This is a genomic window from Shewanella scandinavica, from assembly GCF_031932065.1.
GTDB lineage: Bacteria > Pseudomonadota > Gammaproteobacteria > Enterobacterales > Shewanellaceae > Shewanella > Shewanella baltica.
In genome coordinates, this window is sequence record NZ_JAUOES010000004.1 from 19,279 (window position 1) to 33,888 (window position 14,610).

Consider the following 14,610-nt stretch of genomic DNA (forward strand, 5'->3'; position numbering starts at 1 on the left):
AACATCGGGGACTGAGCGTTCGGTTTTGTTCGCTCAGTCATAAGCTTGGAGCGGCAAGCAAAGAGGTTAGGTATGGCAAGTTTAGGGTTCACCATCGCACTCCTATTAAGCGGATTTATTGCTTGGATTTTTTGGCAACACGCACGCTTAAACCAACTGCAAACCGTGGCGAGCTTGCCTCTAGCCTCCCATGGGTTGCCAGTGCTGTGCAGTGGTGTATTGCTTGTCATGACGCTCGCCATCTACAGCCAAACGGGGCGTTATCAGGATTGGGATAAGGGCATAGTCAATGAGCATATTGACTACTTAGTCGCTGCCGACATCACCAAAGCCCAGCGTCTCGTGGATGAACAACCACAAAACCCGTTGGCATTACAGGCGCTTGCCCAGGCTTACAGCGCGGGTGGTTTATATAGCGATGCGGTGCAGACCTTAGACAAGTTGCTTGCGCTAGTGGGTGAGGACGCCGAGGTGCTCGGCGCTAAGGCCAATGCCCTGTATTACCGCGATGCGCGCCAAATGACGCCGCAAACCCAAGCGCTGATTGCACAGATCTTGGCGTTTGCGCCCTTTGAGCCACAAACCCGCATGTTACAGGCCACCGATGCGTATCTGCATGGGCGTTACCAAGAGGCGATAGACCATTGGCAGGCACTACTGTCACAGCCAACGGCAGAGATTAATCGTGAGGCCATTTTAAATGCCATTGGCAAGGCCCAAAGCAAATTGAATGAAAGTGGATATTAATCAAGTCGCTAGCCATTTTCAGGCATGTAGGAACGATAACGATATAAATAAAAACGTCGGTATAAAACCGATAGATGGAGGATGTTGTGAGTGAAAATATAGAGAGACGGAGGTTCCTTAAAAGCGCTGGCATGTGCTCTTTGATGTTAACGCCTTTAGCCGGGTGTTCGGTCAAAGAAGATGCTGACAGCGCCCATAAGCCCCATTACGTCATGGTCTTTGACCAAAATAAATGTGTCGGTTGTGGTGATTGTAAAACCGCCTGTAACCAAGCAAACAACTTACCCGCGGGTGTTTCTCGGGTGATCCTTGAGCAGCAAAGTGGTCGTGTTGAAGGTCAAGCCTGCCCTCACTGTGGCAAGATGAGTTGCGACTGTGAGCGTAAGTTTGTGCGGGTTTCCTGCCAGCAGTGTAAAAACGCCCCCTGTGTCACTGTTTGCCCAACGGGCGCCGCGCACCGCGACGCCAAAACCGGCATTGTGACTATGGATGCAAGTAAATGCGCGGGCTGCAAATATTGTATTGGCGCATGTCCTTACAATGCACGTTACATCAACAAAGAGACGGATGTGGCGGATAACTGTGACTTCTGTTTGCATAGCAAGCTGTCTAAGGGCGAGCTACCCGCCTGCGTACAGAGCTGTAAGTACGACGCGCTGATCTTTGGTGATGCCAATGATCCTCAGTCCTATGTGAGTAAGTTATTGGCGGTAAAAGACTCAGTGCGGATTAAGCCGCAGTTTGGTACTGAGCCGAGCTTACGTTACATACCAATCGTCAAACTGGGAGTGTAAATATGGATACCAGTATGGAATTTACCCTCGGCTTATCCCAAGGCGTTGCTTGGCCTTGGCCGATTGCAGTGTATTTATTTTTCGCGGGGATTTCGGGCGGGGCGTTAACCATTGCGCTGGCGCTGCGTTTTTACCTAGGCCAGGTTGAAAACACCGCCTTCTTAAAAGCCGCGACCTTGCTGTCCTTTGTCACCATTAGCTTAGGGATGTTATGTCTGGTACTCGACTTGACTAACCCCTTATTCTTTTGGCGAATTTTGGTGTTCTATAACTTAAATTCTGTGATGTCGATTGGTGTTATTGCGCTGTCGGTGTATATCCCGTTAGTGGCAGTGGTAGCGCTTTTAGCCCTCGAAAAAGAGCTGATGGTCATCCCACAATTGAAGTTTTTAGCGCCAATTATTGCCAAGTTAAAAGGCTTTAGACGCCCAATGGAAGCGCTCGTTTTAATACTGGCGTTATCAGTATGTGCTTACACAGGCTTCTTGATTTCTGCGCTGATCCGCTTCCCACTGATCAACACCTCGGTACTCCCAGCACTGTTTATTGCCTCGGGTTTATCCGCGGGTGGCGCCTCGGCCAAAATGCTGGCGGTGTGGTTATTTAAAGAACCCCTGCACAGCGGCGAAATGAAGATCCTACACGGCGCCGAGTGGCCGATTATGTTCGCCGAAGCCATGTTTATTTTCATGATCGCGACAGCACTATTAACGGGTAATGCCGGTGGTCAATTTGCTTTTGCCGCTTTCCATGAAGGTGTGTGGGCGAGCGTATTCTGGATTGGTGTTGTGGGTATCGGCTTTGGTGCGCCACTGCTACTGAACTTTGCGACGGGTAAACATTTTAGCCATTCGGCCAAAGCGTTTTATATGTCGGGAATGTCTGCGGTGGTGGGCATGATGTGTCTACGACTCTTCATCCTGTTAGCGGGTCAAAACTACGCGATTTAACTATGTACTAAGGCCTCGGCCTTTGATGAACCATTTTTTATCAACCCTCGTCGCAAGAGGTCTGTCCCTGCAAGGTGCCTTGGCGAGGCGTTGATATTTTTCAAAGGATTAACAGCATGAAAAAGTTCTTTGGGTTGTTACTACTCGCTCCTTTGTTATTAGGCTGCAATAAGAGTGAAGCGACCGATCACCAACATAAAGCCGAGATGATCCACGAGCACGATCGTTGCCATCTGTGCGGTATGGTGATCACTAAATATCCTGGACCAAAGGGGCAAGTACATCTTAAGGCCGAGAAGATGGTACCTAAGTTTTGCTCTAGCCGCGATATGTTTAACTTTGCCTTACAGCCTGAAAATAAAAGACAAATTGCTTACATGATGGTGCATGACGCCGCGATAACCGATTGGGAACAGCCTGATGATGGCGCCTTTATCGATGCCGCCAGCGCATTTTATGTTTACGGCACCAGTAAAAAGGCCGTGATGGGGCCAGCAGTCGCACCTTTTAGCACTAAAGCCGCCGCCGAAGCCTTTGCAAAGGAATACGGTGGACGCGTATTAACCTTTAACGATATCACCCTCGAATTGCTCGCTGGCGATAAGTAGGCGATTGCTCATGCTGCGTTTATTGCTTATCTGTTGGCTCTGCACCTTATCCTTTATCGGGGTAGCGCAGGAGCTAAGGGTTAAAGATACCGTCTCTTTAACCCAAGCATTAGCGCAGGCGCAGGATGGTGACACGCTCGTACTTGATACCGCCGTGTTTGAAGGCAATTTTAATGTTACCCGTTCCATTCATATCAAGGGCGAAGCGGGCGCGGCCCTCGATGCCCTGCGCCAAGGTAGCGCCCTCACCATTACTGCACCCAAGGTGATTGTTGAAGGGCTTAATATCCGCCATTGGGGACGGGATCTTTATTACCATGATGCGGGGATCCTGCTATTACCGGGGGCAGACGAGGTGCTTATCAAGGGCAATCGTCTTGTCGGGGATGGCTTTGGGATTTATGGCGAGCAACTTGCTGCGCCGCGCATCATTGAAAACAATATCAGCGGCAATGGCGCCATTTATGTGTTGGATCGGGGTGACGGTGTCTTTCTCAAGCATGTGAGTGCGCCCCAAGTGCAAGATAACCATTTTATTTTTGTCCGCGATGGCGTGTATCTCGAGTCGGTGACGGACAGCCAAATTCACCATAATCAATTCGCTAAGTTGCAATACGCCATCCATTACATGTACACCCGAGGCGATGAAGCCGCGCACAATCAAGCTATCAACGTCGATGGCGGTTATGCCCTGATGAGCTCAAAGCAAATCTACCTGCACCATAATCACGTTAGCCAAGCGCGGGACTTTGGTATTCTGCTCAATATCACCAACGAGTCCCATATTCAGGCCAATACCGCCACAGACGTTAAGCATCCCCAAGGTTCGGTGGAGCTGGGTAACGAAGGCAAAGGCATTTTTATTTACGCTGCTCAAAATAACCGTATTCAAGATAACGAGTTTAGTCATAGCGATACTGGGATCAGTATGGCCATGGGCGGAGAGGAAAACCGTCTTTGGCATAATCGAATCATTGCGAATCAAAACCAAGTGAAATATGTCGGCGACACACAGTTAGAGTGGAGTTATCAAGGACAAGGCAATTATTGGTCAGAATACCAAGGCTGGGATCTGGATCTAGATGGGATAGGTGATTTGGCCCATAGGCCCAATGACAGCTTAGACAAACTATTTTGGCTTTATCCTGAGGCAAAACTGTTAATGGAAAGTCCAGTTGTTTTACTGCTGCGTTGGGTTGAACGCCAATTTCAGCCCCGAATGACGACGGGAATTAGCGATAGTTTTCCCTTAATGCAATCGGTCTCGCCCGCACTTATTGATGGAGGTACGCAATGAATCAGACTTTCACATTCTCGACGAATAAGCCTGTGGCCAGTGCTGATATTGCCGTTAAAGCGATAAATGTCAGTAAATTTTATAACAACTTTAAGGCATTGGAAGATGTGAATTTTGAGGTTCTAAAGGGCCAAGTTGTTGCTCTCCTTGGTCATAATGGAGCAGGTAAGTCTACGTTACTTAAGCTTATTTTAGGATTGCTAACTCCTACACGTGGCCAGATCCAAGTTCAAGGGCACAATGTGGGATCTATGAATGTCAGGTTGAGCTTATCTTTAGGTTATTTACCTGAAAATGTGAGCTTTTATGACAACATGACCGCTCTCGAATTACTCGGCTATTTCGCTAAACTTAAAGGCGTCGCTCTTGCAAAAGTACATGAATTACTTGCCGAATTTGGTTTAGAAGCCGCTAAAGATAAACGTCTGAGTACATTTTCCAAGGGAATGCGGCAGCGCCTTGGGCTCGCTCAGGCAATATTGGCTGATCCTCAGATATTGTTACTTGATGAGCCGACTGTCGGTCTAGATCCCTTAGCATCGGCTTTTCTGTATCAAAAAATAGCCCAACTTAAGGCGAAAGGCTGCGCAATTATCATCAGTACCCATGAGTTAGGATTAGTTCAAGACCAAATGGATCGGGCTTTGATTTTAGGCCGAGGACGAATGTTAGCTTCGGGAACTTTAACCGCCCTTAGATCAGCAACTCGGTTGCCAAACCAGTTTTTTTTGCATTCCTTGTCTCACACTCAAAGGCTAGAGGTGCTCGCAGATCCTATTTTAGCCAGCTGTGTTGAGATGAGTTCGCCGCAGGGATTAAAACTGACTGTACCGCAGGGGCAAAAGTCAGGCGTTTTACATCATCTATTGCAAAAAGTGCCGGCAGGGGATTTTTCTGTTGAGCCTCCGAGTTTGCAGTCTGTGTTTCATCACTATATGGAAACCGTTTGTCATTCTCTGTCCCAGGTTGTATCTGCAGATACCACTCAAGTAACAGATATGGCTCAAGGCGTTAAGTGGGAGGCCGCCGTATGAGTCAATCAGAGGTTTTGCAGTGTGGTCATTTAAGTGCTCTAAATATAGTGAGTACCATAGCTGCCAAGGAGTTTAAGGACAATTTGCGCAATCGATGGCTATGGATGATGGCGGGTGTATTGTTGCTGCTCTCCCTTAGTGTGAGTTTTATGGGGAGCGTAATATCGGGCAGCTTAGTAGTATTTGAGCCTGCGCAGATCCTTTCTGGTCTTGTGACTTTATCGGTATTTATGCTGCCATTAGGCGCGATTTTGTTGAGCTATGACAGCTTTGTCGGTGAGAAAGAATCTGGCACCTTATTGTTATTACTGACCTATCCATTGGAGCGTTGGCATCTTGTCTGCGGCAAGTTTTTGGGCCATGCGTGCGTAATGACTATCGCCTGTATCTTAGGTTTTGGTGTGACAGGATTATTACTGCTACTCGTTGGCGATGCTCAGGCTCAACTCGCGATAATTATCGGATTTACCCATTTGATAATAAGCAGTATTTTGTTGTCATTAGTGTTTGTTCTATTGGGCTATTGGGTTAGCCTGTGTGTGCGAGAAAAAGCCAAGGCACTGGGAACATTACTTATTTTATGGTTTGTGCTTGTGCTGGTTTATGACCTTATTTTGCTCAGTGTTTTGGTTGGAATGAGTGAAATGCTTAATCGCAATCTATTTAATCTACTCATTTTACTGAATCCTACCGACTTGTTCCGTGCCTTAAATTTGCTTGCCGCACCTTCGGATACACTAGCCGCTAAAAGTAGCCTTTCCTTAATCGCGCAAACGGGATTGGGATTACCCATGATGTATGGTTTGTTAGGCGGCTGGATTATTGTTCTATTATTGGGGTGCTCTTGGGTCTTCAAACGTCAAGAAATTTAGTTTAGCAAACCCTGTATTAGTCTAATTTTGTGCTTATTAAACAATAACTAAACTGAGCATGCAGTCACAGTATTTTATGTTGTTAAAAAGTAAAATAAACCATCTTAGATAGGTGGCTGCAAGTCACAGTGCTTTTGGGAAAACATGGTCCCAATCTGCTTGCCCGCCGTTAGCGCAATCATACCTTATCTGCTTTTGCTGAGTTTTCGGGCGTTTAACATGCATAAAATCACTTCATATTTATTTTTAGATGAACAGGCTAAAAAACTAGTTGATCAAGTGCATGGCACATCCATAGACCTGACTTTTTCTGAAGCGGCTATATTGGTACGCTTGTTATCTTCCCCCAACGCCATATTGACGAAAGAAGCCTTGTTGCAGGTGGGTTGGCCAGATCGCGTCGTGGCACCGACTTCACTAACACAGTGCATCAGCACCCTAAGAAAAAAACTCGAGCCTTATACTGAAGTACAGCTCAAAACCGTGGCGCGCCGCGGTTATCAATTGCATATCGCTGAGCAATCCCATGTAAAGATGCTGGCTATAAACGATGCAGATGCAATCCGTGATGCTTTAGTTGGGGTATCGGCTTGGACCAAATTTGCAGGTATTGCTTTCTTGGGCCTGATCTTGGCGATCTTCTGGTATATGAGTGATCACCATGCAGTGGTTAAACAAGTGGCTAAGTGGCATGCAGATAAATACATCAGCCTCAATATCGGTGGGACTCTGGGAACGGCGCAAACTTTCTATATTGGCGATGAGGAGCATTTACATCCCTCTTGGTGGCAAAAACATTTGGCGCCAGAGGGAAATCATATCAGCAGTATTAAGCACTTCAGTGCTTTTGCAGCCACGGATGGTAAAAACTATTCCATGGCAATTTGTCCAGAGCTAGATGCAGAGGCTTGTAATGGTCGCGGTATGATTAATATCACCGCAATAGATGCGAAACCTGCAGGCTTAAATATGACGGAATTTATTCCGCTGAGTCAAAAGATGGAGCAGCGGATTCGTTATAACCGCATTGTTCTCCCAGCGGATGACAAGGGTAAGGGGGAGTTAGTTGAGCATAATTACCATGCGGATATCTATTTTCCTGTCGCGGGTGAACTCTTAGTTCGGAACGATCTCAGCATGTCTCTGGTGTATGAAGGGGAGAATCGGGGAAATTTCTATTCAACCTCTTGTATAACAGATCAAGATTGCTTAACGACACCGATTAAGTACACGATCCGCGGTGAGTTTGAACAGTACCAAACTGAGATTAATGATCTTAAAGTCGATGTTTTCTACGTTAAAGTGTTACAAAAAGAGCTGACAAAACCGGATGAAGTGAGCAATTCTGCCATGCAGTTTTATCGTGAAATTCGTAAGCATGATATCCGCGATGAAGAGTTATTCTATTATCGTGTTTATCAAAATGAGCATACGGCGGTATGGATTATTCCTCAAATGGGACAAGTGCTTGCATGGACTCAGTACAATCAGCTCAAGTTATAGTAACCTTAAACCACACTTGATTAAGCCGACATAAAGTCGGCTTTTTTGTGTCTGCAATGAGGGAATTTTTGATGGCATTAAGTGATTGGTTGAGACGCTGCGGCTCAAAATGTTTGCATTAACTTTTTATCATAAAAAGTGGCTTTGTTTTACTTCTTCATTCAGTGCCAGTTACACTGCCAAACTTAGGATAAATACAATAATAAAAGAAAGAGGAGTCATTCATGTCGGACCGTCTAATTCCCGTGCTGTTACTGTCTACTTCAGTACTGACGGGGCTCACTGCTTGCAGTGATAACACCACAGAAAACACCGTTAAAACCAGCGAAAGTGCATCTAAAAGCCAAGACGTTGCCGCTCAAATGCCGGTAGGTATTAATGTCGCGGCTATGTCGCCAACCGTAAAACCTGGGGATGATTTTTATACCTACGCCAATGGCGAGTGGATGAAAACGACTATGATCCCAGCCGATCGCTCCAGCACTGGCGCTTTCCTCGTTGCCTTTGAAGCGACCGAAAAGCATAAAACCAGTTTGATTGCTGAACTGGTAAAAGCGCAGCATACGGCGGGTAGCGACGAAGCGCGTATCGCCGATTTTTACAAGGCTTACACAGATACTGCCGCCATTGATGCCGCAGGAATGAAACCTGCCGAGGCGGATATCGCCCGTTATGAGGCCATTGCGAGCAAGCAAGATTTATCCGCAGCATTAGGTGAAAACCTGCGCGCCGATGTTGATCCACTTAACGCGACCGATTTCCATACCGAAAACCTGTTTGGGATCTTCGTCACCCAAGGTTTAGCCACGCCGGGCGAAGTTTTGCCTTACTTTTTGCAGGGCGGTTTAGGCTTACCTGAGCGCGAATATTACCTGTCTGCCGATCCTAAAATGGCCGACATTCGCATTGCTTACCGTGCTTACATTGAAACCTTGCTCAAAGATGCGGGCGTGAGCGATGCCGCTGCCCGTGCCGATCGTATTTTTGCCCTTGAGAGCAAGATCGCTGCCGCCCACGCTAGCCGTGAAGATAGCGAAGATTTCGCTAAGTCTTCGGGCGTGTGGAGCCGTGCTGACTTTGATGCCAAAGCACCGGGAATCGATTGGACTGCTTTCCTAGCGGCGGCGCAATTGGGCAATCAGCCTAAATTTGCGGCTTACCATGCGACGGCGATTACGGGACTTTCTGCGCTGGTGGCCTCTGAGCCTTTAGAAGCTTGGAAAGATTGGCTCGTGTTCCACCAGATCAACAGTCATGCCGATGTGTTGCCATCGGCTATCGACAACGCTTCGTTTGCCTTTAATGGCACTAAGCTTTCTGGTACGCCAGAACAGCGCGGCCGCGATAAACGTGCTTTAGCGGCACTCGATCAATACCTAGGTGATGCCGTAGGTCATGCTTATGCCGAGCAATATTTCCCTGCTTCGGCCAAGGCTGAAGTCAGCACTATGGTCGATAACATAGTGGCTGCTTTTGGTCAGCGAGTGGAAAAACTCGATTGGATGGACCCTTCCACTAAGAAAGAAGCCCTAGCAAAAGTGGCGACTATGGCAGTGGGCGTGGGTTATCCCGACAAATGGCGCAACTACGATAGCTATACTGTAACGGCGACCAATGCCTACGCGAATGCCATCAATGGTGAAAAAGTAGAGTACAGCCATCAGCTAGCCAAGATTGGCAAACCAATGGATAAAGGCGAGTGGTGGATGACACCGCAAGTGGTGAATGCGGTGAACTTGCCCGTGCAAAATGCGCTTAACTTCCCTGCGGGTATTTTACAGCCACCATTCTTCGATGCTAAGGCCGATGCCGCTTACAACTATGGTGCGATTGGCGCTGTGATTGGCCATGAAATCAGCCATAGCTTTGATAACAATGGTGCGGCATTTGACTCGACTGGCGCTATGCGTAACTGGTGGACGCCGGCTGACTTTGCGCAGTTTGCTAAGCAAGGCGATGCGTTAGCAGGGCAGTTTGATACCTATGCACCTTTCCCTGATTTGCACGTCAATGGCAAGCTGACCTTAGGTGAAAACATTGCCGATGTGGCGGGTTTAGCCGCGGCACTTGATGCGTACCATGCCTCGCTTAAGGGTAAAGAAGCCCCAGTGATTGAAGGCTTTACGGGCGATCAACGCTTCTTTATCGGCTTTGCGCAAACCTGGGCTACTAAGATGCGTGATGAAGCGCTGCGGGCTCGCGTCGCTACCGATGGCCATGCACCCGGCATGTACCGCGCGCTGACAGTGCGTAACTTAGATGCTTGGTATAGCGCATTCGATGTTAAGCCTGGCGACAAGCTGTATTTAGCCCCTGAAGATCGCGTTAAGATCTGGTAAGTTTACTGGGTGGATTTGAAAGCAAGGGGAACGCTAGCGTTCCCCTTTTTATTAACGATTTTGCAGGCGGTTGTAATCCAGCCAACCGCTTTCTATCGGGTGATTGTCGAAAAATATCTGATTGAGTTTGTCACTAAAGGCCCAAAATGTGGGATCGCTACGGCGTACAGCCGCAACATCGAGCAGTGCCTCATAGTCTTTCTCGGTTTGCATTTGCTCTACCGCCGCCACGATTTTAGGCAAGTCCTGTTCTTTCACCAGCCAAAAGGCTTCTGGGTAACTGCCTAATAAACCATGTACTAAGGTGACATCATCCTTTGCGGGCTCGCGGTTGCTGGCCTCATTAAACAGGCTCGAAATATTACGATGAGCACTATTGCGAACTAAGGTAAAGACCTCAGCTTTACCCGCTTTTTCGGGCTCGACCATGATCATGGTTAGTTCAGGTAACAGGGTCGCTTGGGTGCCTTTTAATCGACCTAATGCCTGCAACAGTGCCTTGCTGTTGGCTTGCAAGCGACTGTTTTCTATTTGATATCTATTCGGCTGTACCTTAGCGACCTTCTGCCCGAGTTTTTGATACAGCTCGCCCTTGAGGTCATCGCTATAGTAGAGCACGCCCGTGGGCTGATTAAAGGTGTTGATATCCCCCGCGATAAACGCCGTGAGCTGAGTACCAGCCCCTTGATACCAATCACTAAATTGTTTGCGCCTTTCCTCCTGCGGTAACAAAGTTAGGAAATTTGATTCCCCTTCCATACGTAAAAAATCCATGTATAAGCGAGTTAAAAGCTGGTGGCCGTAGTTACCATACACATCGAAACCTGCGACTAGCAAATAGTGAATACGCTCCAGTAAGGCATAATCGATAATCCAAGCGGTTTTGGGCGGCTCGCCAACTAAACCTTTGACTACAGTGGCATTATCAAAGTGGCGAAACACTGTCAGGCTAGCATTATCATTGTTGTCGTCGCCATCCCAGAGCCCGTCTATGGTGAGGTGTTGGCCGTTTTTGAATTTCTCGTTCAAGAACTGATTACGCGCCCGCATGTACTTGCCTTGCTTGGCGGCATATTTCACCCAAGTTACGGCGAGTGTAGTGCTTTCTTCCTCCGCAGGCATACGTAGGTTTTCAATCTGGGACTGATAGAAGGTCCTAAAATCCGTGTCGTCCATATAATCTGGGGTAACAAAGTACACCCAGAATCTGTCGTTAATCACATTGAGCGCCACCTGACCACGGCACACTGGGCCTTTAATAAAGCCCATAATGGTGTCTTGGGCGCGGGTCAGCATAAAGCGATAGCGCGCACCGGCAGGAATTTGAATAAAGGCTTCGAAGGGATTGGCCGCAATGCTCGGCTGGTAGCTCGGCAGCTGAGTCACTGAGTAATCTGCATCGATAAACCATTGCTGCCAGTCGTGCAGCAAGCCGGTATTCAAGGCGTAGGGGATATGAGTTTTATCGACTATGGTCGCCCGATAAGGTCGAAAACGGTAATAGACACGTTCCACCTTAGGATCGTCGAAGGGACGACGGGAGGCGATAATATCCAGTGCTTGCCCCGGCGGCGTCCTCGAACGCACTAACTCGAAAAACAGAGGCTGGGCGTTCGGCTGATTTAAAGATTCAAAATATAAGTGGAAGGCAAACAAATGCTCGTAGATGTAGCGTGCGCTTAATTGGCTTTTTAAGCTGTCGCCGTTTAAGAATTGCTCCCAATGAGTGATTTCCGTTATAAATTCAGGGGCTAGCGATGGCGCGAACGGCAATGGCGCACCTTGTTCGAGCCAATGCATCAACACTTGATGTTCATTCGCATTCAACGCTGGTAAGCCATAGGGCATACCGGCAAACGGTTGGCTTTGCTCGTATTTGTCCATTTCCTCTAGGCTAGCGCATTGCTGAACTCTGTCGAGACTGAAATCAAAACGCTTATCTAAAATCTTGTCTTCGGGCAGGGGATGCATTTGCTTAAGCGTGAGCATTCTGGCCAATACTGAGGCTTGGGTATTGGCTTCTGGGGTTTGATTGCGCTCGTTCAACATGGGATAAAACCCACGTTGACGCCAAGTTTCTGGGGTAAAGGCATCGACAAATAAGCGATTAGGTGTGGCGGCAACTAAGCGTGTGCCTTGGTAAACTTTTTCCTTACTCGCCCCGCGTTCTATGCCTTCGCTTGAGGTCATTTTGAGCTGGCAGGGAGCATCGTAGCAGGCATGGCACACCACACAGCGGCTATTAAGGATTGGCTCAACTTCTTTGTGCACAAATTCGGCCTGTTGAACAAATTGGTCGTTAAGCAGTGCATTCTCTACGCGTTTTTGCGGTGAGCTAGTGCCAAACAGAGCATTGAAATCGATTTGCGCCACACTGGCACAACCTGTTGCTAACAGCACTGTGGCCAATAACAGCCTCTTCCATACTCTTTTTATCGCGTCCATTCACCACTCCTTTATTTGCCACCCAGCAGAGTTAGCCATTTAGCCCACTGATCTGCATCACTTTAACAGAAGAGTATATTGGATTTGAAATTTGCAGCCTGATTTTATCCTAGGACGTGCCTAACTTATGCCGCCGAGTTTTGCTGTCGGCCACAGAACTTAGGTAAGATAGCGACCATAAAAGTGCCTGTGCTAGCAGTGTTAATCGCTCAAGTCATGGTTGTGGTAATACCCATTTGGCAATCACAATGTGGCAATAACAAAAGGATCAAGTATGACCGCTGATAACCGCTATTTTTACGAACCGAGCAAAGGCCATGGCCTTGCACACGATCCTTTAAATGCAATTGTGGGGCCTCGACCGATCGGCTGGATTTCATCACGCAATGCCGAGGGGCAACGCAATCTCGCCCCTTACAGCTTTTTCAATTGTTTCAACTACAAACCGCCCATCATCGGCTTTGCCAGCACGGGCTGGAAAGACAGTGTGGCCAATATTGTCGAAACCGGCGAATTTGTGTGGAACCTCACCACACGCGGCTTAGCCGAGCAGATGAATCAAACCTCCGCCATGCTGCCACGCGGTCAAGATGAGTTTAGCTTTGCCGGACTCACGGCTAAAGCAGGCACCATTGTTAAGGCCGATTTAGTGGCTGAAAGCCCAGTGAATTTTGAATGTAAGTTGTCCCAATGTATTCAACTCACCGCCGCCAATGGCGACAAGATTGATACTTGGTTGGTGTTAGGTGAAGTGGTGGCCGTGCATATTGCTAAGCATTTACTCAATGCCGAGGGGATTTATCAAACCGCCCTCGCCGAACCCGTATTACGTGCCGGCGGCCCATCGGCCTATTATGGGATCACCGAAGCGTTACGTTTCGATCTACATAGACCACAAGTGTAAGGGGTTGCTCATTCGCCGCAGGGCTGTGGGTGTTCAAACTTCGTTTGAGTTTTGGGCATTAGTTTAACTTTTAACTTTTTAAATCAAAATCTAAATCTAAGTCGTGGGGCTTCACATCTGATTTTTAACAAAGTGTCTTGCATAGGTAAGTTAACATTGTGATTCCGTCTGACGGGTATTAAAGTCAAGCGCACAACGCGTTTATAAAATAGTAGAGCACATTTGAATATTCAACGAGTTAAAGCATTTGTATTGACGACTCAACTAGGCTCTGTCTCAGCCGCCGCTCGCGCACTGGGCAAACGTCAGCCGCAAGTGAGTCAGTGGATTGCCGAGTTAGAAGTCGACATAGGTGTGGATTTATTTGAGCGTAGTGCAAATCAAGTGGCACTCACTGCGGGAGGCGAGCATTTACTACCTAAGGCTATTTTAGCCTTGGCCCAATGGGAACAATTTACTCAATCGGCGACCCATTATGCCGAGCTTGGTAAAGGTCGGTTAGTGTTGGGGGTTGAAAATTACATTCCTTTAGAAGTCTTACGTTCGACAATTCAGCGCTATTTAATGCAGTTTCCAACGCTGGATTTTGTCTTAAAAGTGGATACTTTCGATGCATTACACAGTGCATTTCTATCCGATAATATCGACCTTTTACTGTTACATGAAACGGTTGAATTACATCAATCTCAATCGGGTTACTGCCGCCTTGGCGAATATCAAGAGGTAATGTTGATATCTGGACAGCATACATTAGCTTCACAGCAGGTAATCGACCCCGCACAATTAGCGCCCTATCGTGAATATATTTGGGCAGGAGGGCAGACTGAAAGTGATGATCTCGAAGTCGGCTTTAGTGGCCATTATTGCCAAATCCCCGATCTTGCTTTGTTAAAGTCCTTACTTGCCGAAGGGGATGGATATAGTTTTTTGCCGTTATCTTTAGCGCAGACAGAAATCGACAGTGGAAGATTAAAAGTTGTCCAATTGAGTAGTGAATTTGCGCCTATGAAGCGGCGGCTCGAAATGCGCTGGCATCATGGGTTTGAGGCCAGCACCTTAGGGTCTTCTTTGCTGACGTTAATAAAAGAGCAACTCAGCAAATAATTAGATTGATACG

The 14,610-nt window shown here is 47.5% G+C and carries 12 protein-coding genes; 11 read left to right on the forward strand and 1 reads right to left on the reverse strand.

Features of this window, described 5'->3' with window-relative positions:
* Nucleotides 1-72 precede the first annotated feature (72 nt).
* The 9 genes from Q4Q50_RS04025 to Q4Q50_RS04065 all read left to right on the forward strand — a co-directional run bounded on the left by Q4Q50_RS04025 (nucleotide 73) and on the right by Q4Q50_RS04065 (nucleotide 10,144).
* Nucleotides 73-747, forward strand: a complete 675-nt coding sequence (locus Q4Q50_RS04025; protein WP_311898511.1) for a tetratricopeptide repeat protein — start codon at nucleotides 73-75, stop codon at nucleotides 745-747.
* Between the two features lie 86 nt (nucleotides 748-833).
* Nucleotides 834-1,541: a 4Fe-4S dicluster domain-containing protein gene (locus Q4Q50_RS04030; protein WP_311898512.1), complete on the forward strand. Its 708-nt coding sequence runs from the start codon at nucleotides 834-836 to the stop codon at nucleotides 1,539-1,541.
* A gap of 2 nt (nucleotides 1,542-1,543) precedes the next feature.
* Nucleotides 1,544-2,491: an NrfD/PsrC family molybdoenzyme membrane anchor subunit gene (gene nrfD, locus Q4Q50_RS04035; protein ID WP_063883673.1), complete on the forward strand. Its 948-nt coding sequence runs from the start codon at nucleotides 1,544-1,546 to the stop codon at nucleotides 2,489-2,491.
* A gap of 116 nt (nucleotides 2,492-2,607) precedes the next feature.
* Nucleotides 2,608-3,099, forward strand: a complete 492-nt coding sequence (locus tag Q4Q50_RS04040; protein WP_063883672.1) for a nitrous oxide reductase accessory protein NosL — start codon at nucleotides 2,608-2,610, stop codon at nucleotides 3,097-3,099.
* Between the two features lie 10 nt (nucleotides 3,100-3,109).
* The gene (gene nosD, locus Q4Q50_RS04045) at nucleotides 3,110-4,396 is read left to right on the forward strand and encodes a nitrous oxide reductase family maturation protein NosD (protein ID WP_063883671.1); all 1,287 of its coding nucleotides are present in this window, start codon (nucleotides 3,110-3,112) and stop codon (nucleotides 4,394-4,396) included.
* A complete protein-coding gene (locus Q4Q50_RS04050) occupies nucleotides 4,393-5,430 on the forward strand; it encodes an ABC transporter ATP-binding protein (RefSeq protein WP_311898514.1) in 1,038 nt (345 codons plus the stop codon). Before nosD ends, Q4Q50_RS04050 begins: the two co-directional genes overlap by 4 nt.
* A complete protein-coding gene (locus tag Q4Q50_RS04055; RefSeq protein ID WP_261271767.1) occupies nucleotides 5,427-6,302 on the forward strand; it encodes an ABC transporter permease subunit in 876 nt (291 codons plus the stop codon). The genes Q4Q50_RS04050 and Q4Q50_RS04055 overlap by 4 nt, the downstream gene beginning before the upstream one ends.
* Before the next feature lie 219 nt (nucleotides 6,303-6,521).
* A complete protein-coding gene (locus tag Q4Q50_RS04060; RefSeq protein ID WP_115333792.1) occupies nucleotides 6,522-7,805 on the forward strand; it encodes a winged helix-turn-helix domain-containing protein in 1,284 nt (427 codons plus the stop codon).
* Nucleotides 7,806-8,029: 224 nt separating this feature from the next.
* On the forward strand, nucleotides 8,030-10,144 hold the full coding sequence (locus Q4Q50_RS04065; protein WP_311898515.1) for a M13 family metallopeptidase: 2,115 nt from the start codon (nucleotides 8,030-8,032) through the stop codon (nucleotides 10,142-10,144).
* Between the two features lie 51 nt (nucleotides 10,145-10,195).
* On the opposite strand, the gene Q4Q50_RS04070 is transcribed toward Q4Q50_RS04065, so the two are convergent.
* Nucleotides 10,196-12,589: a fatty acid cis/trans isomerase gene (locus Q4Q50_RS04070; RefSeq protein ID WP_311898516.1), complete on the reverse strand. Its 2,394-nt coding sequence runs from the start codon at nucleotides 12,587-12,589 to the stop codon at nucleotides 10,196-10,198.
* Between the two features lie 274 nt (nucleotides 12,590-12,863).
* On the opposite strand from Q4Q50_RS04070, the gene Q4Q50_RS04075 reads away from it, so the two are divergent.
* Nucleotides 12,864-13,493 (forward strand): flavin reductase family protein, encoded by a 630-nt coding sequence (locus Q4Q50_RS04075; protein WP_261271770.1) that lies wholly within the window; start codon nucleotides 12,864-12,866, stop codon nucleotides 13,491-13,493.
* A 222-nt stretch (nucleotides 13,494-13,715) separates the two neighbouring features.
* A complete protein-coding gene (locus Q4Q50_RS04080) occupies nucleotides 13,716-14,597 on the forward strand; it encodes a LysR family transcriptional regulator (protein WP_286991364.1) in 882 nt (293 codons plus the stop codon).
* Nucleotides 14,598-14,610: the final 13 nt, after the last annotated feature.